At 31.7% G+C, this 24,842-nt stretch carries 19 protein-coding genes and 1 tRNA gene; 14 read left to right on the top strand and 6 right to left on the bottom strand.

The window, feature by feature from the left end; genetic code table 11:
• Positions 1-474: 474 nt before the first annotated feature.
• Positions 475-548 (bottom strand) — tRNA-Arg (locus DG508_RS09865).
• A gap of 224 nt (positions 549-772) precedes the next feature.
• On the opposite strand from DG508_RS09865, the gene DG508_RS09860 reads away from it, so the two are divergent.
• Entirely contained in the window at positions 773-1,285 is a 513-nt protein-coding gene (locus DG508_RS09860) for an adenine phosphoribosyltransferase (RefSeq protein ID WP_108867977.1), read from the top strand.
• A gap of 53 nt (positions 1,286-1,338) precedes the next feature.
• On the opposite strand, the gene DG508_RS09855 is transcribed toward DG508_RS09860, so the two are convergent.
• From DG508_RS09855 to DG508_RS09840, 3 genes are all read right to left on the bottom strand, one after another.
• Positions 1,339-2,124: a hypothetical protein gene (locus DG508_RS09855; protein ID WP_159090787.1), complete on the bottom strand. Its 786-nt coding sequence runs from the start codon at positions 2,122-2,124 to the stop codon at positions 1,339-1,341.
• 307 nt (positions 2,125-2,431) lie between these two features.
• Positions 2,432-3,178, bottom strand: coding sequence for a LytR/AlgR family response regulator transcription factor (locus tag DG508_RS09845; RefSeq protein WP_108867974.1), 747 nt, complete (start codon positions 3,176-3,178; stop codon positions 2,432-2,434).
• Positions 3,147-5,057: a tetratricopeptide repeat-containing sensor histidine kinase gene (locus DG508_RS09840; protein ID WP_108867973.1), complete on the bottom strand. Its 1,911-nt coding sequence runs from the start codon at positions 5,055-5,057 to the stop codon at positions 3,147-3,149. Before DG508_RS09840 ends, DG508_RS09845 begins: the two co-directional genes overlap by 32 nt.
• 181 nt (positions 5,058-5,238) lie before the next feature.
• On the opposite strand from DG508_RS09840, the gene DG508_RS09835 reads away from it, so the two are divergent.
• Both DG508_RS09835 and DG508_RS09830 read left to right on the top strand, forming a co-directional pair.
• Positions 5,239-6,096 (top strand): M57 family metalloprotease, encoded by an 858-nt coding sequence (locus DG508_RS09835; RefSeq protein ID WP_108867972.1) that lies wholly within the window; start codon positions 5,239-5,241, stop codon positions 6,094-6,096.
• 130 nt (positions 6,097-6,226) lie between these two features.
• Positions 6,227-7,180 (top strand): calcium/sodium antiporter, encoded by a 954-nt coding sequence (locus tag DG508_RS09830; protein WP_108867984.1) that lies wholly within the window; start codon positions 6,227-6,229, stop codon positions 7,178-7,180.
• 190 nt (positions 7,181-7,370) lie between these two features.
• On the opposite strand, the gene DG508_RS09825 is transcribed toward DG508_RS09830, so the two are convergent.
• The gene (locus DG508_RS09825) at positions 7,371-8,396 is read right to left on the bottom strand and encodes a glutamine synthetase beta-grasp domain-containing protein (protein WP_103863563.1); all 1,026 of its coding nucleotides are present in this window, start codon (positions 8,394-8,396) and stop codon (positions 7,371-7,373) included.
• A gap of 218 nt (positions 8,397-8,614) precedes the next feature.
• Here DG508_RS09825 and DG508_RS09820 point away from each other — a divergent pair, with 218 nt between their 5' ends.
• From DG508_RS09820 to DG508_RS09780, 9 genes are all read left to right on the top strand, one after another.
• Positions 8,615-10,801, top strand: coding sequence for a glutamine synthetase III family protein (locus DG508_RS09820; RefSeq protein ID WP_108867971.1), 2,187 nt, complete (start codon positions 8,615-8,617; stop codon positions 10,799-10,801).
• A 340-nt stretch (positions 10,802-11,141) separates the two neighbouring features.
• Positions 11,142-12,665, top strand: coding sequence for a hypothetical protein (locus DG508_RS09815; protein ID WP_108867983.1), 1,524 nt, complete (start codon positions 11,142-11,144; stop codon positions 12,663-12,665).
• A 94-nt stretch (positions 12,666-12,759) separates the two neighbouring features.
• On the top strand, positions 12,760-13,287 hold the full coding sequence (locus tag DG508_RS09810; protein ID WP_159090786.1) for a hypothetical protein: 528 nt from the start codon (positions 12,760-12,762) through the stop codon (positions 13,285-13,287).
• A gap of 19 nt (positions 13,288-13,306) precedes the next feature.
• Positions 13,307-14,023 (top strand): CsgE family curli-type amyloid fiber assembly protein, encoded by a 717-nt coding sequence (locus DG508_RS09805; RefSeq protein WP_108867969.1) that lies wholly within the window; start codon positions 13,307-13,309, stop codon positions 14,021-14,023.
• Between the two features lie 8 nt (positions 14,024-14,031).
• Positions 14,032-14,439 carry a curli production assembly/transport component CsgF gene (locus tag DG508_RS09800; protein ID WP_108867968.1) on the top strand — a complete coding sequence of 136 codons (408 nt, stop codon included), beginning with the start codon at positions 14,032-14,034 and terminating at the stop codon, positions 14,437-14,439.
• A 7-nt stretch (positions 14,440-14,446) separates the two neighbouring features.
• On the top strand, positions 14,447-15,925 hold the full coding sequence (locus DG508_RS09795) for a CsgG/HfaB family protein (RefSeq protein WP_108867967.1): 1,479 nt from the start codon (positions 14,447-14,449) through the stop codon (positions 15,923-15,925).
• Positions 15,926-15,965: 40 nt separating this feature from the next.
• A complete protein-coding gene (locus DG508_RS09790; protein ID WP_108867966.1) occupies positions 15,966-17,453 on the top strand; it encodes a carboxypeptidase regulatory-like domain-containing protein in 1,488 nt (495 codons plus the stop codon).
• A gap of 138 nt (positions 17,454-17,591) precedes the next feature.
• Entirely contained in the window at positions 17,592-18,770 is a 1,179-nt protein-coding gene (locus tag DG508_RS09785; protein WP_108867965.1) for an AIR synthase related protein, read from the top strand.
• Between the two features lie 69 nt (positions 18,771-18,839).
• Positions 18,840-21,491, top strand: a complete 2,652-nt coding sequence (locus DG508_RS09780; RefSeq protein ID WP_234418210.1) for a WG repeat-containing protein — start codon at positions 18,840-18,842, stop codon at positions 21,489-21,491.
• Between the two features lie 4 nt (positions 21,492-21,495).
• On the opposite strand, the gene DG508_RS09775 is transcribed toward DG508_RS09780, so the two are convergent.
• Positions 21,496-21,981: a peptide-methionine (S)-S-oxide reductase gene (locus DG508_RS09775; RefSeq protein WP_108867982.1), complete on the bottom strand. Its 486-nt coding sequence runs from the start codon at positions 21,979-21,981 to the stop codon at positions 21,496-21,498.
• A gap of 175 nt (positions 21,982-22,156) precedes the next feature.
• On the opposite strand from DG508_RS09775, the gene DG508_RS09770 reads away from it, so the two are divergent.
• Positions 22,157-23,179 (top strand): hypothetical protein, encoded by a 1,023-nt coding sequence (locus DG508_RS09770; protein ID WP_108867963.1) that lies wholly within the window; start codon positions 22,157-22,159, stop codon positions 23,177-23,179.
• A gap of 526 nt (positions 23,180-23,705) precedes the next feature.
• Positions 23,706-24,815 (top strand): hypothetical protein, encoded by a 1,110-nt coding sequence (locus DG508_RS09765; RefSeq protein WP_108867962.1) that lies wholly within the window; start codon positions 23,706-23,708, stop codon positions 24,813-24,815.
• Positions 24,816-24,842: the final 27 nt, after the last annotated feature.

The following is a 24,842-nucleotide window of genomic DNA, read 5'->3' as shown; positions in this document are numbered from 1 at the left end:
CCTTTAGAGCACAATTTAGAGGAGTCAAAAATGTAGAATTCTTTCTCTTTAGATTAACTAGAATATTTGCATAAACACAACAATTAGTCTTGATCCATAATAACCCCTTGTAAAATTTTAGAAAGGGTCTGTGGAGAAAAATGGAACGATTTGGAGGAAAAATATAAATACTACTAATCGAATAAATAATATTATAACTCTTTAGAGTTCAGTGTTGACTGGTTTTATAGGTATTATTTGTTTCTGTACTTACGATAAGCTTCTGCTATACCTATTTCTTCCGAAACTGATAGAATTTCTAGCTTCTGAACTAAGGTCCATTTCTTGTATTTCATAGTATTATGAAATTTAAAAGAGCACTCCGAACTTATAGAGGCTAAACTATTGATCCATAATCGTATATATTTTGTGCAAGCTTTGTGCAAATAAAAAAGAGTTACAGTGTTTTGTTACTGTAACTCTTTGATTATCAAGTGACCTCGGCAGGATTCAAACCTGCAACCTCTTGAGCCGTAATCAAGTGCACTATTCAGTTATGCTACGAGGCCTTTTTGCGGGTGCAAATATAACAGTTTTTTATAATGGTCACAACATTTATATTGTTTTTTTGTAGATAAAAAGATGTATAATTTTTTTTTTAAAAGATGATACTTGAAAAAATGATTGAAATAGATTGATAATGCGATTGTTAAAATAAAAGGGAAGTGAAAAAGGAATTAGTTTATGGATTCTTTTTTTAGCGTCTTTTTTTTATTTTCAGTATTTTCGAACGATGAATATACAAGATTATATCAGAGATATCTCAGATTTTCCTAAACCAGGAGTTTTGTTTAAAGATATTACTCCACTATTGAGTAACCATAAAGCTTTGGTAGCGTGTGTGGATCAATTGGCTGATTTGAGTCCAAAAGGTATTAAGATTGATAAAGTGATAGGGGTAGAGGCTAGAGGATTTATAATGGGGAGTATGATTGCTGAACGATTAGAAGCTGGATTTGTACCCGTGAGAAAAAAAGGAAAATTACCATATTCTGTAGTATCAAAAAGTTATGACTTAGAATATGGAGAAGATATTTTAGAAATACATATTGATGCAATTAAAAAAGGAGAGAATGTCTTAATACATGATGATGTATTGGCTACTGGAGGTACTGCAAAAGCGGTTTGTGATTTGGTGACAGAATTAGGAGGAGTAGTTGTACAGTGTAATTTTATTATGGAATTAAGCTTTCTAAAAGGAAGAGGCAAGCTAGGGGTTCCTGTAGCAAGACTTTTGGAATATTAAAAAAAAGCCTTCATTTTTATGAAGGCTACTAAATAATATACTAGAATTATTTTCTATTTTTTTGTGGTTGCAATAATAGCTCCATCTTTTGCTTTGTCACCATAAATACTAATTGCAGTTGTAGGTTTTAAAAAATCTACTTCGGCTAGTTTATCTGATTTAGCAAGTTTATCTAAAGTATCAAAATCAGCTTCTTTACCATCAATAATAATAAGCTTATTTATATCAGGGTTATCCACAAAATTAAATTTTTGTGATCTTGAGTTATGAAAAGGAGTAGCATGCTGACCATTAAACGTAAAGTTCCCGTTTTCATCCTCATCAAAATCAAAGGATTTCATGATTTGATCTTTAAGTTTTTGAATATCCATATGATCATTAAAATTAAAAGCAAATCCATGACCTCTCATGATGCTATCCATATCCATTGCAGGGTTGTTGAATCCAGATTGCTTTTTAAAAACCATAATATCAGACATTCCTGAGTTTGTAATGTATAAACCACCATCTTTGTAGCCTAATTTTATTTCTGAAATTGGTGTATTAGAGGAAGATGAATATTGAGTTTTTGAATTTCCTTTTTTTAAAACAATACTTAAACCAATAATTTCCTTTTGTTTATTAAAATCTATTTTATTAATAATTAATTCAATATCATTTTCTAAAAAGAATCCTTTTATGTCCTCCAATTCTTTTTCTGTTGTGTTTTTCTTAATTATCGCTGTTACCTCATCAGTGTTTTTTTGAGTAACGGTTAAATAATCATTTTGATGTTTTGTAAATGATGTTAAGGAAAACATACCTAGTATGCCTATCCCAATAAAGACCCACTTTTTCATACTATAAATTTTGGTTGTTTTTATAAATACAATTGATTTTTTCTTAATTACGAAAAATAGACAGAGATGTTGCAAAAAAATATTTTTATCAGCCAAGAGCTCTTTTAGTAACATAAAGTCTCCAACCAAAAATAAGGAGTTGTAACTTAGAAGCTTTACTAAGATCTAAATGTCTTTTTGTAAAGCTAGGGAGTATTGCTTTATTGATTTTGGCGATAATCGAAAAGAATTGTCGTTGCATGATTCAAAAATACAAAAAATGAATCTCTTTTTTGTGAGGTCATTTTTTTTGGATGTAGATGATCTATCAGATTCTATTCAATAGTTCTCTCTTTTTATCTCTTGATATAGATAATGTTTTTCCGTCACTCATTACAATATACCCTCCATCATTGCTAAGTAGTTTAAGGTAATGAGTATTGATTAGGTTGGATTTATGTATTCTAAAAAAGTTGGAAGGAGTTAATTTTTCTTCAAAAAATTTAAGGTTTTTAGAAACCACCATTTGAGGTTGGTTATTTAAAATGATAGAAGTGTAATTACCCTCTGCAATACAATACATAATATCTTTAACTTTAATAACGTGAGAACCTCTGCTATCTGATAGTATAATTTGAGAGGATTCTCTTAATTGAAAAAAGTCTTTTAAGTTTTCTTCTATATTGTTTTCAGGTGTTTTTTCTTTTTCGATAAATTGAGAGGCCTTGGTTATAGCTTTTTTTAATTCTATTGGATCTATAGGTTTTAGCAGATAATCAATAGCATCATATTTATATCCTTTGATAGCATAATCCTCATGAGCTGTTGTAAAAATTATTTTAGAATTTATACGATCTAGGTTAGGGATTATATCAAAAACAGTACTGTTTCCTAATTGGATGTCAAGAAGTACAACATTAGGAGTTTGGTCTTTAAATAGTTTTTTTATAGATGTTTGATCCCAAGCCTCTCCAGTGATTTTTACATGAGGGCAATAGGTGTTTAATAATAATTTTAGGCTGTTACGAGCCATTTTTTCGTCATCAATGATAACGCATTTTAGTGGTGTACTCATGATAGTGATCTATAATTGGCAAATTAAGAATAACTCTTGTTCCTTTTGGTTTATTAGTATGGCCTAATAAGTCTGTAACCTCTAGTGAAGTTTCTTTATAACCTATTTTTTTAAGAAGCTTTATTCTTTCGGCAGTATTTTCAGAAGCGATAGACAGATGGTTTCTACTTTTTGCTTTTTTGTTTAGCGAAGCAGCTTTTTTTCTTCCAATACCATTATCTTCAATAATACATTGGATACAGTTATGTTTTTTTATGAAAGATAGTTTTAGTTCTTTTTTATTTTTAGTGCTTAACCCATGGGTAACCGCATTTTCCAGATGAGGTTGTATGATCATTGAAGGTATTTTTGGGTTCAGTCCAATTAGATTTTGATCAATGTCTATATGTAGCTTAAATTGATTGTCAAATCTTTTGTTTTCTAAAATGATGTATGTTTTTATAATTTCTAATTCTTCTTGAAAGCTTATGTATAAACTATCAGAGTTCGACAATACCTTACGAATCAATTGTGATAACTCTCTCATATGTTCACTAGCCTCAAATTTATCTTTTTGAAGAATAAAACTTTGTAGTGTATTAAATGAATTAAATAAGAAATGAGGATTCATTATTGATCGTAGTGATTTCAATCTGGTAATACTTACTTCTTCATTAAGTTGAGAAATTTTTAATCTACTTTTTTGATAAATAGTAAAAAAGACTAATGCACATAGTAAAGTAATGATACCAGAACTCAAGGCGATAATTTTACTATTGTAAACCTGTTTGTTGTTTTTTAAATTTTTAGTTTCCAGATTTGTAATCAATTTATTTTTTTCCTTGAGAATCTTATTGTACTCTGATCTGGCGATTTCTCTTTTTAGTTTATTTTCATTAAACTTTTGAAGATACTTTTCTTTTGCTTTTAAATAATAGACAGATTTTTTTAAATCTCCTTTGATCTCAAAGATTTCTGCCAGATCATTTAAACTCATAATAGTAGAAGGAGGGTGCTCGTTTTTGATTTTGCGTATTGATTTTTTGTAATATTCTATAGCCGTATCGTAATTTCCTAACTTATAATTTAACTCTCCCATTGTATTGAAAAAAAACGACACAAAAGATTCCTTTTTGTTATTAGAGATATTATCTAGATCAATATACTTATCAATAACCTCTGAAGCTTCCTTGAGTTTATTTTGTCTTATGTAGCCGTATGCTACATTATTAGCTGCAATCTCTAATGAATTAAAACGATCTGGATTTTTTTCTAGTATCTGAATAGCCTGATTAGAAAAGTAAGCCATAGAATCAGGGTTGGTCTTCTCAAAAGTAGTAGAGATGTTTAATAAAGAAATAGCTCTCATGTGATCTTTACCAGGTTGAATGTATGTAAAAGATCTTTTAAATTTTTTTCTAGCAATTTCGGGTTCTAATAATTCACTGAATAATGTACCTTGATTAAGTAAGATGGACCATTTTAACTTCCCTTTTGGGTATCCGTGAGATAATTCATCTGCTATATTATAATATTCTAAGGCTTTTAAAAACTGATCATTTTTTTGCATATGAAAAGCAAGCATAGAGTAAATTTCAATAATACAATTCGCCTTATTATTGTCTTTGCAATAGTTAAGTAAATTAAAGAACTCTTTAGTTTCTGTATTTTTTAATTGAGTATATGTATAATAACGTAATAAGGCTAGTTCACTTTTGATAATGCTATCAGTATTATTTAGTAACGTAGCTTTTTGTTGATTTCCGATAAGTTTAGCGAGTATCGAATCTTGTGTTGTTTTTTTTGAATATACATTTGTTATACTACTAGAACACATAGGAGTAGTAATTAAACAGAGTAGTGTTAAAAGTAGTGGAAAAGCTATTTTTTTAATTATCATATTGGTGCTATATGGGTCGTGAATGTACAAAAGAATTAAAATTTTGACTTATGTTTTGTGATTTTATTGGTTTTATGTGTTAAAAGTAACGGTTCATGTAAAAAAATAAGCAGTTGGTGTAATGTGTTTTAATTTTAATAAAGGATACAAATAAATTAGTACAACTTTAAACACAAATTCAATGAAAAATTTCAAATTCCTTACGGTATTATTTAATGCCGTAATTCTAACTGTTTTTATATCCTGTGAAAAAGAATCTTCTTTTGATACAACAGAAGAAGTATCTAATGAGGTTTCTAAAGAAGTATTAGCAAAAATAGAACAGTTACATTATAATTCAAATGGAGTACATAAACAAATAATTACAGATATAGATGGTACTCAAAAAGAAATGTATATTATAGAAGGTGATATCTCTATGTCATATGATCAGATTATGGGAACAGACCTTCATGGAGGAGTACAGAGTAAACAATATAGAACTAATAATTTGGTGAGTACTCCAAGAACATATCGTGTTGTAGGGTATAATGGTAATAATAATTTTGGACTTAGTGCTGTTGCTCAAAGAGGGTTACAATATGCAGTAGCAAATTATAATGCTATTAATATTGGTTTTCAGATAGAATTAGTTTTTTCTACAAATTTTACAGCAAATGATATTGTAGCCTATACGCAATTAAACTCTAATGAAATTCCTCAAGATGGAGTTAGAGGAGTGGCTGGATTTCCTAGAGCAGGAGAACCATTTAAGAGAGTAAAAATTAATGGAGGCGCAAATAGACATGGTGATGATCAATTACTAGAAGGATTATTTACTCATGAATTAGGACATTGTTTTGGACTAAGACATACAGATTGGAATACAAGACAATCTTGTGGTCAGAGTGGAGAGCCGGCTGCTCCCGAAGGAGCTATTTATATTCCTGGAACTCCAGGAGCCAGCCAGGATTCTTCCTCGATAATGAATGCATGTTTTCCTTATAATGAAGGTGAATTTGGACAATATGATATCGTTGCATTAGAATATCTATATTAAAATACACACAACTTAGTTTTATTTGCTACAATAGAGCTGTTTTTAAAATAGCATCCTGAAATATGGATGCTATTTTTTTTTGAAGAAAAGTATTGATATAATAGTATCTTCGCAAACAAAATTAAAATTTATGATTACTAGCATATTTTATGTTATTATTGGATTGATACTTCTTGTTGTAGGGGGAGAATTCTTGGTTAGATCGTCTGTCGCACTTTCTTTTCGACTTAAATTATCTCGTATGGTAATTGGGTTGACAGTAGTTTCTTTTGCAACTTCTGCACCAGAATTACTGGTAAGTATTCAGGCAGCATTAGACGGATTATCAGATATTTCTTTAGGTAATGTGATAGGGTCTAATATAGCTAATATAGGATTAGTGTTAGGAATCACAGCAATAATTGGCCCTCTGGCTATTGATAAAGATTTTTATAAGTTTAATTGGCCAGTGATGGTGTTATTGTCATTTGCCTTGTATTTGGTTTTAGAAAATGATGGAGTTTTGACTCGTATAGAAGGAATGATGTTGACGTTATCTTTGCTAGTATACCTTATTATATTAATAAGGAGAGCCAGAAAAGCATCTACTGTAGAAGTAGAAGAAGTTGATGATTCTTTAGAGAAAACATCTAATTTCAAAATTGTTATTTGGTTACTCATTGGTGGTAGCGCATTATATTTTGGATCAGAGTTATTGGTAAAAGGAGCAGAAACTATTGCTGTGAATATGGGAATTAGTGAAGGTGTTATAGCAGTTACCTTAATAGCAGTAGGAACAAGTGTTCCTGAATTAGCAGCATCTGTTATTGCAGCACTCAAACAAGAAAAAGCAATTTCTTTAGGAAACCTTATTGGGTCTAATATTTTTAATATAGCATCTGTGTTAGGAATAACCTCTTTAATTCAGCCAATTGCAGTAAAAGATGAGACATTAATGAATGTAAATATTTACTGGATGCTTGGTTTTGCAATGGTTCTTCTTCCGTTGGCATTTGTACCTAAGAGAATGGTGCTTGGTCGTACAAAAGGGATTTTAATCTTTGGCGCTTATTGTGTTTTTATAGCCTTGGTATTTTTGAAATAGAAGAATAAGTTTACTAAGTGAGTTCTTAATGTCTTGAAGCTTATCTTGAAATTAAAGGTCTGCTTTAAACGAATACTTTGTGCGTAGTTTATTTAAAGAAAAAGAAAAATAGAGATAAAAAAAGACACCTTTTTTGGAGTACTCCAAAAAAGGTGTCTTTTGCGTTTAATTTAGTTGGTAAATAGATGTTTTATGCTAATACTGCCGTTACATCTGCGGTTTTTACAGTAGTAACAATTCTTGCAGCGATCTTATAAGGATCTCCATTAGAAGCAGGACGACGATCTTCTAGCCAACCTTTCCATCCGTTCTCTACAGTAATGATAGGTATTCTTATAGAAGCCCCTCTATCAGATATTCCGTAAGAGAATTCATTTATAGATTGTGTTTCATGTAATCCAGTCAATCTTTGGTCATTAAATTCACCGTATACAGCTATATGCTCTTCGGTAACAGGTCTGAATGCTTCACAAATAGTTTCATATACTTCTTTAGAACCACAAGTTCTCAAAAGTTCATTAGAAAAATTAGCATGCATTCCAGAACCATTCCAGTCTCCTTTTATTGGTTTTGGATGATAATCAATGTAATATCCATAGTGCTCAGTTAAACGATCGAGTAAGTATCTAGCAATCCAGATTTCATCACCTGCCTTTTTTGCACCTTTGGCGAATAATTGAAATTCCCACTGGCCACTAGCTACTTCTTGATTGATACCTTCAAAATTAAGTCCAGCTGCAATACATAAGTCAGCATGTTCCTCAACAAACTCTCTTCCGTGTGTATTTCTTCCGCCAACAGAACAATAATACATACCTTGAGGACCTGGATAACCACCCACAGGAAACCCTAAAGGTAATTGAGTGTTTTTGTCCATGATAAAGTATTCCTGCTCAAAACCAAACCAAAAATCATTGTCATCATCATCAATGGTAGCTCTTGCATTAGAAGGGTGAGTAGTTCCATCAGCATTCAGAACTTCGGTCATAATAAGATAACCATTTTTTCTTACAGGATCAGGATAAATAGCAACAGGCTTTAGTAAGCAGTCAGAAGAACCACCTTTTGCTTGTCTTGTAGAACTCCCATCAAAAGACCACATTGGGCAATCTTCAAGCTTTCCACTAAAATTTTCTACAACTTTTGTCTTACTTCTCAGATTAGCAGTTGGTTCGTAACCATCTAACCAAATGTACTCTAATTTAGTCTTATTCATAATTAATGCTTTATAAATTGAACACTTACAAGCTTCAAAATTAGGTTATATTTACATTAGACCCAAAAAATAGGGGTGAGAAAGCTGAAAAATTACTTATTTTTGATAATACCCTGTTTTTTTTAAGGGTCTTTTGAATAATTGTTAATTTAAAAGATAAGAATTTTCATATCTATAATAGAAACTTCTTTTATCTTTGTATAAAAACTTAGTTAATTATGTCAACACTTAGATTTCAAGCTCTAAAAGAGACCTTACATCGTGAACCTGTTTTAGTTACAGAAGATGAACGACGGTCTGTGTTGTTTGGTGAAAATGTTTTTGATCAAACAACCATGCTTCAGTACCTAACAAGAGATGCTTATAATAGTGTGATGGATGCAATAGAACATGGTTCTAAGATTGATCGTAAGATTGCTGATCAAATTTCATCTGCAATGAAAGAGTGGGCCCTTTCTAAAGGAGTAACTCATTATACTCATTGGTTTCAGCCACTTACAGGAGCAACAGCAGAAAAGCATGATGCATTTTTTGAAACTATTGGTAATGGGCAAGCAATAGAAAAATTTGGAGGAGGTCAATTAGTTCAACAAGAACCAGATGCATCTTCTTTTCCTAATGGAGGTATTCGTAATACTTTTGAAGCTAGGGGGTATACCGCATGGGATCCTACTTCTCCTGCCTTTATTTATGGGACAACTCTTTCTATTCCTACCGTTTTTGTTGCATATACAGGAGAAGCACTAGATTATAAAACACCTTTATTGAGAGCTTTGCAAGCAGTTGATAATGCTGCTACAGCGGTAGCAAAGTATTTTGATAAAAATGTAAAAAAAGTAAATGCCTCTTTAGGATGGGAACAAGAGTATTTCTTGATTGATAGTGCATTGGCATACTCAAGACCTGATATTGTGATGACTGGGAGAACATTACTGGGGCATTCTCCTGCAAAAGGACAGCAACTAGATGATCATTATTTTGGAAGTATTCCTACCAGAGCCTTAGACTATATGAGAGACCTGGAAACAGAATGTATGTTACTTGGTATTCCTGTAAAAACACGTCATAATGAAGTAGCTCCTAATCAATTTGAGCTTGCTCCTATTTATGAAGAAACAAATTTAGCCGTTGACCATAATTCTTTACTTATGGATGTGATGGATAAAGTTGCTACTCGCCATAATTTAAAGGTTTTATTACATGAGAAACCTTTTGCAGGAGTAAATGGATCAGGGAAACATAATAACTGGTCGCTGGCAACCAATACAGGGGTTAATTTATTAGGGCCAGGAAAGACTCCTATGAGTAATCTGCAATTTTTAACATTTTTTATTAATACAATCAAAGCAATTAATGAAAATGAAGAATTAATGAGAGCAGGTATTGCGTCTGCTAGTAATGATCATCGTTTGGGTGCTAATGAAGCCCCTCCTGCAATTATGTCGGTGTTTATAGGAGAACAATTGACAGCAGTGCTGAAAGAATTAGAAGGAGTGACAGATGGTAAATTATCTCCACAAGAGAAAACAGATTTAAAATTAAATGTTGTAGGGAAAATACCAGAGATATTACTAGACAATACAGATCGTAATAGAACTTCTCCTTTTGCCTTTACAGGAAACAAATTTGAATTCAGAGCAGTAGGTTCAAAAGCAAACTGTGCAAACCCGATGACAATACTTAATACAATAGTTGCAAAACAACTAGTTGATTTTAAGATAGAAGTTGATGCATTAATTGATAAAAAAGGACTCAAAAAAGATGAAGCAATTTTTAATGTATTAAGAGAATATATCAAACAATCCAAAAATATTCTTTTTGAAGGAAATGGATATGGTGAAGAATGGGAAAAAGAAGCGAAAAAGAGAGGGTTAAGTAATAATAAAACCACTCCTGAAGCTTTAAAAGCAAAGATATCTAAAAAGAACGTGAAGCTTTTTGAAGAGATGGGAGTGATGAATAAGATAGAAGCAGAAGCTCGATATGAAATAGAAGTAGAAGAATATGTGATGAGAATTCAAATAGAAGGCCGAGTTCTTGGAGATATTGCAAGAAACCATGTAATTCCAACAGCAATACGTTATCAAAACATGCTGATAAATAATGTTTCTGGATTAAAAGAATTATATGGTAAAGATTTTAAAAAATATGCCAAGGAGCAAATGGAGATTATAGAAGAGATTTCTGGACATATCGGAAAAATCAATACAAAAGTTAATGAAATGACTGAGGCTAGAAAAAAAGCTAATAAACTTGAGGACCTAGAGAAAAAAGCTTCTAGTTATTGCGACAAAGTGAGGCCTTTGTTTGATGAAATTCGGTATAGCTGTGATAAGTTAGAACTATTGATTGATGATGAATTATGGCCATTGACCAAATATAGAGAGTTGTTATTTACTAGATAAAAGCGTAAGAATTAACTTACTAACTCTTTTTAGAAAATGATTTAACAAAAAGTTAACTATTTCTGAAGCCTTTAAAACCCATAGAAAAATGTTTTTCTATGGGTTTTTAGTATGTATTTCATCGAATAGTTGAAAAATTCATAATAATAGCTTAATATTTTGCTAAATTTGATAGTATCAAAATGGTCGTCATACTTTTGATACACCCCTTTTAATAAGTCCCAAAATATATTTTTACTTAAAGTAAGATAAAAGATTAGATGTTTTCTAGTCTTGGTTAACTCTTATGCTGTAATTTTTAAAGAATAACTCAATTTAATCACTTTAATATATATCACATATGAAAAAACTAGTTTTTGGCCTAGTAACTTTATTAAGTACTACGGCAATGGTCGCACAATCAAACAATAGTAATGTTAGTCAAACGGGAGATGATAATGGAGCAAATATTGTACAAATAGGGGATTCTAATAGTTCTTTAACGGTACAGGAAGGTATGGCAAATTCAGCTGAAGCTATTCAAGGAAGTAGTTTATTTAATTCTAATAATGGAATTGTAGAACAATCACAAACAGGAGACAAAAATTCGGCATTTGCACAACATGAAGAGTCGGGTAACCAAGTGTATCAAGTTCAGGTAGGTAATGGTAACTCTGCCAGTGCTACTCAGAATTTACAATATTTTGGAGGAGGTAATATCACAGAACAGCTTCAAGAAGGAGATAAGAATGAAGCTACTGTATCTCAAGAAGGAGAAACCAATGTTGCAAACCAAGCTCAGTATGGTAATGGTAATTCTGCATCAGCAGAACAGTTGGGAGTAGATAACTATAGCGAATTGGCGCAAGAAGGTAATCTTAATGCATCTACTATAATACAACAAGGTGATAATAATCTCTCTTCACAATCTCAAGTAGGAGATGCTAATATAGCAACTGCAGAGCAATGGGGTAACAATAATTCTTTGAGTCAAGATCAACAAGGAGGTGGGAATAATGCAAATTCAGTACAAGGGAGCAGTGTTTTTGATTCTAGAGGAGGAATAGTAGAACAGGTTCAAGTAGGTGATGAAAATGATGCCTTTGCAAATCATGAAGAAGATGATAATACAATCCTTCAAAGCCAAACAGGAGATGCAAACAGAGCGAATGCAACACAGAATTTAGGATCTTTTGGAGGGAATAATTTTGCTATACAAATACAAGAAGGTAGTGCAAATCTAGCAGAAGTATCTCAAAATGGTACAAGTAATATATCTGATCAAGCTCAATCAGGAGAACAAAATACTGCTTCAGGAGAGCAATCAGGAACAGATAATGTACTGGTTCAAGATCAATCAGGATTTGGTAATGTTGCAACTTCTGAGCAAGGAGGGTTTTCCTTTAAATCAAGAGGAGGATATGTAAACCAGTACCAGTCTGGTGATGATAATAATGCTTATGCTAGACATGAAGAAGACAAGAATACAATACAACAAGCGCAATTAGGAGATAGAAACAATGCCTCTGCTACTCAAAACATTTTGTTTTTTGGAGGAGAAAATACAGTTTCTCAAATCCAAATAGGAACAGGTAATGTTGCAGAAGCTACACAAGAAGGATATTCTGATTTAAATTTAGGTGGAGAGAGTAACTTAACAAGCCAAATTCAATTCGGAGATGAAAATACTGCAATCTCTTCTCAAAACGGAGTAGGGAATGTAAGTGATATATTACAGTTAGGAACTATGAACGTAGCAGAAGATACTCAATTTGGAACTGGGAATATGACAAATGTAACTCAATCAGGAGATATGAATGCTAGTGTAATTTTACAAACAGGAACTAATAATATGGCAGAAGTAGTTCAAAGCGGTTCTAAATAAAAAATAGATTTTATTTAATAAACTTAACGTCAGGATAAGAGTTGTACTCAATATTGAGTGTAACTCTTATCTTGATTTCTTAAAACTCTTAAAAATGAATAAAATCATTATTATACAGTTAGTGATGTTTTTTTCTTTTTCCTCCTTTTTTGCTATTCATGCACAAGAGGTAAAAGAAGAAGGACAACTTTTGACTACTAATCAAGATAAGTTTATTGCAATATCTCAAGTCAATGATGTATTGTCTCAAGTAAGTGATAGGAATGCATCATCAGTTACTATGAGGGATAACGCAATTTTTATTCAACAAATCGGAGCAAATAATAGAGTGTTTTCTAGTGTTGTTGCAGAATCTTCAAATATTAATATAATTCAAAAAGGAGATCACAATAAAATAGATATCAATGAGTCTGCTAGATCAATAGAAAAAGTAATTTCTCAAACAGGAACTAATAATTCTGTAATAGATTTTTCTTTTAATCCTAGTATAGCTACAAAACTAGAACTTCTTCAAGAAGGGAATGACCTTATTTTTGAACGATTTGGTAGTAATGAATTATCTAAAAATTTGAAGTTTAAAATGTCTGGTGATGCCAGAACGATAATAGTTAGAAGTTTTTAATTACCAAGGCATATTTAGTATGAAATTTAAATTAGTCATACTTGCACTATTTTTTTTCCAAATAGTAACTGCACAGTATACAAATACTGATGTAGTTGCCAAGATCAAAACGCAAACTATTGGAGATGTCATTGCCGTTGTAGCAACAGCTACAAATACCACAGAAGTTAATAAAAGTCTAAAATATACCGTTTCTGTTTTTAAGACAGATGTAGCTAATAATATATCCAAAAATAAACAAGAAGGAAGGTTTACATTAGAAGCCAATGAAGGAAAAGAACTCTCTAAAGGAGTGATAAATGTAGATGAGAAGAGTAAAATAGTAGTACTTTTATTAATCTATGAAGAAGATAAAATTATAGGTAAAGATAGGTTGGTCTTTAATGAAGGAGCAACTAGCCAATTACAAGAACGTTCAATAGAAGATGGTATAGAATTAAAAGGGATAGTTATAGAAGAAACAAAAACTAAACCTGGAAGAGACTTTTATGAATTCTTTTTCAATATGTATTCAAATAATCAAATAAACGGAAGTAAAGTCGTAGGGGTTTATGAAAAACTAAGCTTTGGGCGTAGTACAATTATTCAGGTAAAAATAGAAGATAATGTTATTCACGAATTTATAGGAAAACCAGATTTAGAATATTTAGAACACATGTCAAAAATTTCGATAAGAAAAGTATATAAATATTTCAAAGACTTAAAAAAACAGAAGAACGATATCTTTCAGTATTAAATTAATATATGAAATCAGTTATAATTACATTTTTTGTTATGTGCTCCATTACCAGTTTTTCTTTTGGGCAAAACTTGGTGTATAAGCCAGTCAACCCAGCTTTTGGAGGAGATACATTTAACTATCAATGGCTTCTTAGTTCTGCAGAAGCTCAGAATGAATTTACAGATGGCAGTGACTCATCTAGAGATCAAAGATCAGACATAGAGAGGTTTACGGAGAATTTAAATAGCCAGTTGTTAAATCAAATATCAAGGACTTTGTTTACCGAACAATTTGGAGAAGATGGACTCACAGAAGGAACCTTTAGTTTTGGAACACTATTCGTAGAAATTTTTCCATCAGGAGAAGGATTGGTAATTAATATTTTAGATACAAATACAGGAGATCAGTCCCAAGTAATAATTCCTAATTAATTTTTTAATGCATCATAAGTTTTATAGAATATTTACAGCAATATCTTGTGCAATTTTATTATCTGGATGTGGCGCCTATTTTAATCAACCTATTACTATAGAAAGCGCTAGAATTGGTGAAGATACAGAAGTAACAAAAACCTTAAGAGATTTCCCGCCACCTGTAGACCCCGTTGTAGTGGGAGTTTATAAATTCAGAGATCAGACAGGGCAGTACAAACCAACAGAAGCAGGAAGTACATTTAGTACAGCAGTCACTCAAGGAGCTACTACAATTTTGATCAAAGCATTAGAAGACTCTAAGTGGTTTGTACCTATAGAGAGAGAGAACTTGAGTAATTTACTTAATGAACGTAATATTATACGCTCTACCAGAAAAGAATACAGGAAGAACAAAAAAACAAATGAGCCAGAATTACCCCCCTTATTGTATGCTGGGATTATTCTAGAAGGAGGAATTGTTTCTTATGATTCTAATATTATTACAGGAGGATTGGGAGCAAGGTATTTTGGAGTAGGAGGTTCTACTCAATATAGACAAGATAGAATAACAATTTATTTAAGAGCTGTTTCAACCTCTAGTGGTAAAATATTGAAAACAGTATATGTCTCCAAAACTATATTGTCACAAGCTTTGGATGCAAATTTCTTTAGATATGTACGATTTAAAAGATTACTGGAGGCAGAAACAGGTTTTACAAAAAATGAACCTGCACAAATGGCCGTGTCAGAAGCAATAGAAAAAGCTGTAGAATCATTAATTGTAGAAGGAGTTGAAGATAGATTATGGGCTGTTAATGCAGAAACCAAAGAAATAGATGCACTAGTAGAAAAGTATAATGAAGAAAAAGAAGAAGCGCAAAATACAGCATTATATGATAGGTATTTTAAAGAAAGAAGATCCAAAGCATCTGTTTTTATAAAAGGCGGAACAGCATTGATGAGTGGTGATCTTAACAAACCAGAACACACCTATGCAGCAGAAATAGGAGCAAGATGGTATTTTAACCCATATCTAAATGTGAATGTAAGCGCGCATAAATTTGAACTCACCAATCAAAATTCATTCTCACAAGGATTCAATGCATTTGAGCTTAACACAGAATTGAGTTTGTTGCCATTTGAAAAACTATCGCCTTTTATGTATGGAGGAATTGGAGTAGTTAATAATGATGATTTTGATACTACTTTATTTAAGTTGCAATATGGAGCAGGAATAGAGTATTTGATATCAGATAAAGTAGGTGTTTCTGTAAATGCTGTACATAATCTAGTGCTTAGTGATGAACTAGATGGAGTCGTTCAAGGAAAAAGAGACGATCAATACTTTAATTTTTCATTAGGAGTTAATTGGTATTTTGGGAGCAGCAAGATGAAAACAGATAAAAAAAATAGACAACAAGAAAAAAAGGAAACTCAAGAGTTGTATAAGTTGAAGAAGAGGAATAGAAATGTAAGAAAAAATACAATCAAAAATAATCAATAGTTAACTCTATTTAGTGCAAGAAAACAATACAAAAAAACAGATGAAAGAATTAATCATAAAAATAATAGCTGTCTTTGTAATTTTAATTACCGTTTCATGTAGTGAAGACACTATTGATTTAGAAGGTTTGGGAGCTGTAAAAGGAAAAGTAGTAAAAGTAGGAACCAATGAACCTATAGAGAATGTGAAAATTTCAACAAACCCCTCTTCAAGTACAGTATTTACAGATAAAGATGGAGTATATCAATTAAATGACGTTCCCTCGGGAGAATACTCCTTATCTGCACAAAAAGAAGGCTTGTTAGCTATTTTTGAGGGGATTACTGTGATTGCTAATAGTGAATTAGAAGTTGTGTTAGAAATGGATATAGCAACAGCAACCAATCGTGCCCCTGCTGCAGCAATATTATCAACACCAATAGATAATGCTGTAGATCAACCAGTAGAAATAAAATTAGTTTGGAGTGGTAGTGATCCTGATGATGATGCACTGACTTATAAAATAAGTTTAAGAAATGAAGATAATACTATAGAAGAAGTATTTGAAAATATTACAGACACAACATATACTATTTCAGGATTATCATATAGTACAAAATACTTTTGGCAAGTAAGTACAGATGATGATATTAATGAACCAGTAAATAGTACAGTTTTTGCTTTTGAGACAGAGCCAGCACCCAATAATAGAATTATTTATACCAGATTAGTTGATGGTAATAGTGTGATTTATTCTGCAGATGAGAGTGGAGGTACAGAAATAGCACTTACTGCAATCTCAAAAAATAGCTTTAGACCCAGAAGAAATACAGCAAATGGTAAAATTGCATTTTTACAATCTGTTGGCTCGCAAATCCATTTGTTTGTGATGAATGAAGATGGTTCAGATGTAAAACAAGTAACCTCTACAGTTGGCGTCTCAGGGTTTAATCTTGAAGAGATAGATTTTTCTTGGGATGGCAATGGAGCAAAACTATTGTTTCCTAATCAAAATAAATTATATAGCATAAATATAGATGGAAGTGGCTTGAGCCTAATTTATCAAACTACAGGAGATCTGATAACAGAAGTTGATAAAAATGAAAGCACAGGAATTATTGTGTTAAAAACCAATAATTTAGATGGGTATGCAGTGCAGGTTTTTACTATTGATGAGGTAGGAACAGTACAAGATGTTGTGCTTACAGGTGTTTCTGGAGCTGTAGGAAGTATTAATTTATCTGTAGATGGAACCAAATTGCTGTATAGTCATGATATATCAGGATCAGAAAATGCAAACTATAGGCAATTAGATACCCATATGTTTATCTATGATTTTGGAACTACTACAAGTACAGATTTGTCTACAGATAAAACCGCAGGAACCAATGATTTAGATGCTAGATTTTCTCCCAATGAAGCTAGTGTGGTCTATGTAAATACCTCTAATGATGGTATTTCAGAAAGAATTATAGAAACAGTATCTATTCTAGATTTAGATGGACGAACCGTTCTGTTAACAAAAGCATCTATGCCAGATTGGGAGTGATAATCAAGAGATATATTATCCAAAGAGTGTAGTCTTGTTTTGTAATTTTTAGATGTAAAATTTAGAAGTATAATTCATACAACGTAATTCGCAATTCGTAATTAATTAAATTATCTTTGCGCTCTAATTTTCAATATCATGAGCGAAGAAGTAAGTAAACGCTATGCGCAACGTGGGGTTTCTGCATCAAAAGAAGATGTACATAGTGCTATTAAGAATATAGATAAAGGATTGTTTCCAAAGGCCTTTTGTAAAATTGTTCCTGATTACCTTACCAGTGATGAAGAATATTGTCTTATCATGCATGCAGACGGGGCTGGAACCAAATCCTCTTTGGCATATATGTACTGGAAAGAAACAGGTGATGTTTCTGTATGGAAAGGAATAGCACAAGATGCACTAATCATGAATATTGATGACCTTTTGTGTGTAGGAGCGACAGATAATATTATGCTTTCTTCTACCATAGGAAGAAACAAAAACCTAATTCCAGGAGAGGTAATTTCGGCAATTATAAATGGAACCGAAGAATTACTTACCGAGCTTAAAAATTTTGGAGTAGAGATTCATTCTACTGGAGGAGAAACTGCCGATGTTGGAGATTTAGTACGAACAATTATTGTAGATTCTACTGTAACTGCTCGTATGAAGCGTAAAGACGTTATTGATAATGCAAATATAAAACCAGGAGATGTTATTGTAGGATTAGCTTCTTTTGGTCAAGCTAGTTATGAAAAAGAATATAATGGAGGAATGGGAAGTAATGGGTTGACCTCTGCCCGTCACGATGTATTCAATAAAACCCTAGCAGAAAAATACCCAGAAAGCTTTGATCCATCAGTTCCTGCTGATCTGGTATATTCTGGGAAAACAAATATAACCGATGCTGTTACTGACTCTCCTATAGATGCGGGTAAACTAGTATTATCACCAACAAGAACCTATGCACCTATAATCAAAAAGATACTATCACAATACGATAGTAAATCGATACATGGAATGGTACACTGTAGTGGTGGTGCACAAACCAAGATTCTACATTTTATAGACAATCTACATATCGTAAAAGATAATTTATTTGATGTTCCGCCTTTATTTAAATTAATTCAGGAAAACTCTGGAACAGACTGGAAAGAAATGTACCAAGTATTCAATATGGGACACCGTATGGAGCTATACGTCTCTCCAGAAATAGCAGAAGATATAATCTCAATTTCTAAAAGCTTTAATGTAGATGCTCAGATAGTAGGTCGCGTAGAAGCTTCTGATAATAAAAAACTTACCATAAATAGTGAGTTTGGAGTGTTTGAATATTAATAAGATATATACTTTGTACAAATGAGAATTGCTAAGATTATTTTTTTTGGTAAGATATTGTGTTTCTTAATGTTTTGTAACTCTTATGCTCAAACCATAGATGAAAACAATTTTGAAGAGAGTATTAAAAACGAACTTACAAAGAAATACCTATTTGTTTCTACATTAGAAAATGGCTTTGCAAGAGTAGAAAACAAAAATCATAAAGAAGGTTTTGTTAATAAGGAAGGAGTCGAAGTTGTTCCTGTAATTTATGATGCTGTGCGACCATTTTCTCAAGGATTAGCGCAGGTAAAAAAGAATAATTTATGGGGTTTTGTAAATACAGAAGGAAAAGAGGTAATCTCGTTTAAATATGCTAGAACAGAGAAGTTTAAAGGGAATACAACTGTAGTACAAAACAAAAAGGGAATTTTTGTTATCGATAAACAAGGAAAGGTTAAGTATACCATCAAAGACCAGTTACCAAACTTCTTGACTGTGTTTGATGATGAATATATCTATTTTGAAAATGGCTTCTATGGAATAAAAGATTTTGAAGGCAAAATTATAGAACAACCTATATATGACAGATATTACATATCCAATAAAAATGTTCTTTTTTTAGAAAGACATCAGAAAAATTATATCTATAACATACGTATAAATAAGAGATCTACTGTAGCTTTTGATAAAGCAAAAACATGGAGAGATGATAATAAAATTTTTGTAGAAAATGCAGGAAAATCAGGAGTAGTTTCAGATACTTTTCAAATCATAGTACCGATAGAGTTTGATTATGTGAGAAACAATGATGATAATACGATTTTTGATGGACGAAAAGGTGAAAAATCTGTTTTTTTTGATGAAAATGGAAAGATAATTTCAGAATATACGCTTAGAGATACAATTTTTTTAGAAAATGGACTAATTCGAATTGTAACCATAGACGACTTTGAAGGAGTACTTTCAAAAACAGGAAAGTTGATCATACCTTTACAATATGAATTTATCTCATTGAATAATGATAGGATCATTGCAGAAAAAAAGAATAGAAAAGGGTATGATGTTTTTACTATTGAAGGAAAAAAAATTAAAACCTTTAATGCAAGTCATCTAAGTTTTCAACATGGGATTTATATGATAAGTCAAGGTTCAAAATGGACTGTTTTTAACACAGATTTTGGTTTGGTTTCCTCAGAAAAATTCGAAGAAGTTAAAATCTTTAATGAAAATCTTATAGGTGTTAAAAGCAAAACCACTTGGAAATTGATTAATGCCCAAGGAAAAACAATTAATACCACGTTATATGAAGACCTATTATTGCAAAATAAAATAGGACTTTTGGTTGCAAAAAAAGAAGGAAAATGGGGATTGTTGGATTATGAGGGTAAGAACATACAGCCCTTTATTTTTGATAAGGTAGAATATGGGAGTAAAAAACATGTTCCAGTAAAAAAAGATGGTAAATACTCCTTTATTAATTCTAAAGGAGAATTGCAAAGCGATTTTATTTTTGATCATGCACCTAGATTTGATAGGTATAAAGGTTGGTTAAGTAGCTTTAGTAGTGATCAAAAGTACGGAGTGGTAGATACACTTGCAAATATACTAATATCTAATAGTTATGATAAGACGGTAAAGGTCATTGAACCTAATGAATTTTATAAAGTAGAAAAAGAAGGATTACAAGGAATTGTAGGCCAAAAAGAAACAGAAATTATACCAACAATCTATAAAAAGGTATCTTATTTTAGAGATCAAGGAAAATACTTTTTCGTAGTAAAAAATAGAGAAGGTAAATATGGGATTTATAGTTCAGAAGGAACTCTAATCCTAAAACCAGAATATAGCCCAATTCACACCTACCAAAATGCATATCAGGGGATTATAGTGGTAAGAAAAGAGAGGAAAGAGTTTTTGTTTGATCTATATAAAGAAAAACTAATTGGAGGTCCCTATGATTATGTAGCAATGATCCCTGGTAAAAAAATATTTTCGATTAAAAATAATGGTAAATACACATTGTTTGATGCAGTACGTATAAAAGAGCTTTCTTCTTTTAAGTATGATTATATAGGAGAATTCTTATTTGACATAACTCCCGCGGTGAAGAATGGTAAAGGAGGTTTTATCGATGAAAATGGAAAAGAAGTAATCCCGTTTATTTATGATAAAGTATCTAAATTTTCCAGAGGAATTGCAAGTGTAAAAAAAGAAGGAAAGTATGGATACATCGATAAAGAAAATAATGTAGTAATCCCGATTATTTTTGATAGAATAAAGCATTATTCTTCAAAACATGACAATGGCAGCATTATTACAGTAATAAAAGAACAAAAATATGGACTATATGATGTGTCAGGAAAAGAAATAGTGGCTCCAAAATATCAGTTTATATCTAGATTTAATGAGGGGTATGCAACTTTTAAAGAAAATGATAAATACGGAGTACTCGACTTTACAGGCAAAGTAATATTGCCTCCTAAGTATTATGGCCTTAATAATTTTTATGAAGGACTAGCTGTATATGCGCAAAATGCTTATACCTATGGCTATATCAATAATAAAGGAGAAGAAGTGATCCCAGCCCAATTTAATTATGCAAGAGATTTTAAGAATGGTCAGGCAGAAGTAAAACTAAAAGGCGAAAAAGTAATGATCGATACCAAGGGGAAACCATTAAACGATGATGGAATAGAGATAGAAGAGGTAGAAGTAGAAGAAGAAACTATAGATTAGTAGTCTACTTTGTAATTTTAGAATATTTTTCTTTTAGCAACTTTAATTTAGGATCAATATACTTTTTACAAAAAGGTTTTTCTGGGTTATTAGAATAATAATTAAGAAGTTGGGACCTGGAAGATGTGAACTCTTGAAAAAGTACAGGTTGAGTGATTATTTGATCCTTAAAATCTTTTTGAAGCCCGTTAAGAATAGTTTTTATAAGATTGTGTTCAGATTCATTATGATAATACACAGCACTTCTGTATTTTTTTCTAAAACTATGATCAGATGTGCTATTGTGAGTATGTAGGTGTATGGCTATAAGATCATTGATAAGAATAATTTTAGGATCAAAATACACAAGAACAGCCTCAGAAAAATAATCATTTTCCTTATGGCCTCGTATGTATCCTTGTTTTACTTGTATGACTCCCTTTAATGAATCAAAAACAGCTTCAGTACACCAATGACATCCACCACCAAAACCTATTTTTTGCATATTCATAATCACCATATAGCATCATTTTAACGTATAGATTCGGTAAATATTCAACCAAATCTATACGAATATATAATCTATGCCATTAAATAATAACTGTTTCTGTACGAAAATTGTTTTAATGTTTTCATATTAATGGAAATAGAAGATATTTGAAAAAATAAATAAAAGACAAAAAATTATGAGAATAATAAAAGTCACCATTTTTTTTGCAATTACTGCTATCATCATTAGTTGTGGGTATACAAAAACCGAAGATGATAAGTTTCCTAATATGGCGGTGTTTCCAGAAAGTTCAAACCCTGAAATAACGATTAAGCCTCTCAAAATGAAAATGTATGATATGTATAGCTCTAATAACGCTACACTATTCGCTGCGGTTAATTTTTTTTATGATGATGGTGCTACAGGGCAATATATTATGGAGATGGATGATGAATTAAATAGGATTGATTCTATTCCTAGACATGGAGATTATTTTATCGCAAAAAATGGGAACTTTTATCTTGAAGATGAAAATAGAAATGTGGTTAAATATAATAACCTAAAATCTGAACCACAGAAAATACCCACTCATCCATTTCATGGTAAACTATATAAAGATAACCTAGAGAAGGAGCTTAAAGAAAAAGGAGCCTATGCATTAAATAAGTTTCCAGATAGTTTGCATTATGAGATAAGTCGTAAAATAGATTCTATAAGTTATCATAAAGCAGCAGACGAATTTAATAAACAGGTTTTAACAAATCTAGAGTGTGTTAGAGATATTGGAGGTAAGTATTTGCTAACATATCCTCAAAATGAATTTATAATAGAAGAAATACCTACTCCTCTTTGGGATGAGAATATTGGAAATAGGAAGAGGCCTTATGAGCTGCTTCATAAATTTGATCAATGTAGACAGAGAGATAGGTTTATAATAGGCGATGGCAAAGAGTTAATTATTAAAGATAAAGCTGTAACTGCAAATGGTAGTTCTGGGGGAAATCATTTCGTACCAGGAACGTTCTACCCCAAAGGATATCAATATTATGAATTTAGTGTAAATAATGAGACTACTCAATTCAAAATTTTTGCGGAATATGTGCTCGCTCAAAAAATAACTTCAAGAAACATCCCAAATACAAATACCTATTTACTTGATGTTAAGCATGAAAGGTATGATTATGATCGCTCGGTTACATATATTGTAAGGAAGGAATAATTATTTTTTAAGGTCTTCATTATAAAATAGGTATATCTCAATTGTAATTTTTGATTGACATTACAAAATACGAGAGAATTATATTGTGTTAAATATTTACACTTTATAACACCTTAGGAGAACACTACGGTCTTAAAATATTAGGGATATACAGTGTACAGAAAACGATAAATATAGAGGGAGCAGCATCCCCGCACGTTTTTCACCTTTCCTCGTAGTTATATTGCCTGTCCCCACAGTATTTATATTGTTCCCCGTGGTGAGACAGGTGTTTCCAGTACCTTTTTTATCGCTCCCCATACTACTTTGAGTCTTCCCTGCAAGGAGGAAACATATTAAGAGCGCGAGGAATTGGTTTTTATATACAAGGAAACAAAAAACTACTACAAGGAGTATTGTATCAAAGTGTTTCGTGCTAAAAAAAAGAATATAGGCTTGGTAGAGAGCTCAGGAAGATTTCAAAATAAGAAGGTGTTTGTTTTTGAAGATATATGTAAATTGCTCCAATATAATAAGACACAAACTCATGTCCGATATTACCAAATTTTATAGTCTTGCACATATATGTATCTCATTGATCGGAGGAATATTATTATTAGCAATATGGTATAATATTAGAAAGCGATTCAAACAATTTTTAGAAGAAGATGATTCACAAAAAAGGATAGATAAAGGCTTATTGTATCTAAGCATCTCTCTTTTTATTTGGGTGTTTTCTGGAACATGGATTTATCTGGGGCACCTTTTTGCTTTTGACACCATGATTATTTATGATATCGGGTATAGCTTTTTTTCAGTAATAAATACGCTGGTTTTACTATTGGCATTATTCTATTTTGATTTTGCACCTCGATTCTTGTATAAGAATAAAAAAAATACAATTATCCTCACTGTTTTGGTTATTGTAATCTCTATAATGACATTTGTTTTGATACAAAACTATAAGGATAGTCCTGTGATAAACGGAATTAGAATAAGTAGTGTACCTGATTTGATACTCTCTTGTTTTTTAACCTACCTGTTTATGGTATCTTTTTATAAAACATTTATGAATCGTGGATTGAAGCTAGTTGCTGTAATATCTGTACTAGCCTTTTTACTCATGTTAGTATCACAAACACCAGATGTTTTTGTGGTGATGAATGATGTGATGTATGGTAATTTGATAAAGATTATTGCCAAAACCACATTTATTTCGATATTCTTGGTGTTGGCAACCAGTTGGGTCATTCAGCTAGCCCTTACCCCTAGACCAAGTGAGATGACTATTAAATTTTTGGATTGGTCATTAGTGAAGATTACAATTCCTTCAAAAGAAATTTATGATAAAACCATAGACTTTGGTTCAAAAACTACCCAGTATAAAAACTTGCTTAAATTTGCAGTTAGACGTAAATGTGAGAAGGGAGAAGGACAGTACCTATTGGTGAGCTCGGGCGGAGAGATAAAGAGTCAAACATATCTGAGTCGTATTATAGAAAATATGAATACGATACTTCAATTACCATCAATATCACGACTAGAAAGAAAAGATTTATTCACCTTTATGGGGCAGGGAAAATACAGGCTCAGAGTTATTCCAGAAAATATTACCATAGACCCTATTCTATTAGAAGAATTCAATAAAACCTCGTAAAAACTGAGTTTGTAACTATTTGTAACT

This window comes from Aquimarina aquimarini (genome assembly GCF_900299535.1).
GTDB lineage: Bacteria > Bacteroidota > Bacteroidia > Flavobacteriales > Flavobacteriaceae > Aquimarina > Aquimarina aquimarini.
Note: the sequence above shows the minus strand (reverse complement) of the source record. Positions and strands in the feature narration are given on the sequence as shown.

What these genes read in the sequence shown, in the direction of transcription:
- DG508_RS09860 (WP_108867977.1), top strand. Translation starts at nt 773, where the DNA reads ATGAATATACAAGATTATATCAGAGATATCTCAGATTTTCCTAAACCA.
- DG508_RS09855 (WP_159090787.1), bottom strand. Translation starts at nt 2,124, where the DNA reads ATGAAAAAGTGGGTCTTTATTGGGATAGGCATACTAGGTATGTTTTCC.
- DG508_RS09845 (WP_108867974.1), bottom strand. Translation starts at nt 3,178, where the DNA reads ATGAGTACACCACTAAAATGCGTTATCATTGATGACGAAAAAATGGCT.
- DG508_RS09840 (WP_108867973.1), bottom strand. Translation starts at nt 5,057, where the DNA reads ATGATAATTAAAAAAATAGCTTTTCCACTACTTTTAACACTACTCTGT.
- DG508_RS09835 (WP_108867972.1), top strand. Translation starts at nt 5,239, where the DNA reads ATGAAAAATTTCAAATTCCTTACGGTATTATTTAATGCCGTAATTCTA.
- DG508_RS09830 (WP_108867984.1), top strand. Translation starts at nt 6,227, where the DNA reads ATGATTACTAGCATATTTTATGTTATTATTGGATTGATACTTCTTGTT.
- DG508_RS09825 (WP_103863563.1), bottom strand. Translation starts at nt 8,396, where the DNA reads ATGAATAAGACTAAATTAGAGTACATTTGGTTAGATGGTTACGAACCA.
- DG508_RS09820 (WP_108867971.1), top strand. Translation starts at nt 8,615, where the DNA reads ATGTCAACACTTAGATTTCAAGCTCTAAAAGAGACCTTACATCGTGAA.
- DG508_RS09815 (WP_108867983.1), top strand. Translation starts at nt 11,142, where the DNA reads ATGAAAAAACTAGTTTTTGGCCTAGTAACTTTATTAAGTACTACGGCA.
- DG508_RS09810 (WP_159090786.1), top strand. Translation starts at nt 12,760, where the DNA reads ATGAATAAAATCATTATTATACAGTTAGTGATGTTTTTTTCTTTTTCC.
- DG508_RS09805 (WP_108867969.1), top strand. Translation starts at nt 13,307, where the DNA reads ATGAAATTTAAATTAGTCATACTTGCACTATTTTTTTTCCAAATAGTA.
- DG508_RS09800 (WP_108867968.1), top strand. Translation starts at nt 14,032, where the DNA reads ATGAAATCAGTTATAATTACATTTTTTGTTATGTGCTCCATTACCAGT.
- DG508_RS09795 (WP_108867967.1), top strand. Translation starts at nt 14,447, where the DNA reads ATGCATCATAAGTTTTATAGAATATTTACAGCAATATCTTGTGCAATT.
- DG508_RS09790 (WP_108867966.1), top strand. Translation starts at nt 15,966, where the DNA reads ATGAAAGAATTAATCATAAAAATAATAGCTGTCTTTGTAATTTTAATT.
- DG508_RS09785 (WP_108867965.1), top strand. Translation starts at nt 17,592, where the DNA reads ATGAGCGAAGAAGTAAGTAAACGCTATGCGCAACGTGGGGTTTCTGCA.
- DG508_RS09780 (WP_234418210.1), top strand. Translation starts at nt 18,840, where the DNA reads ATGTTTTGTAACTCTTATGCTCAAACCATAGATGAAAACAATTTTGAA.
- DG508_RS09775 (WP_108867982.1), bottom strand. Translation starts at nt 21,981, where the DNA reads ATGAATATGCAAAAAATAGGTTTTGGTGGTGGATGTCATTGGTGTACT.
- DG508_RS09770 (WP_108867963.1), top strand. Translation starts at nt 22,157, where the DNA reads ATGAGAATAATAAAAGTCACCATTTTTTTTGCAATTACTGCTATCATC.
- DG508_RS09765 (WP_108867962.1), top strand. Translation starts at nt 23,706, where the DNA reads ATGTCCGATATTACCAAATTTTATAGTCTTGCACATATATGTATCTCA.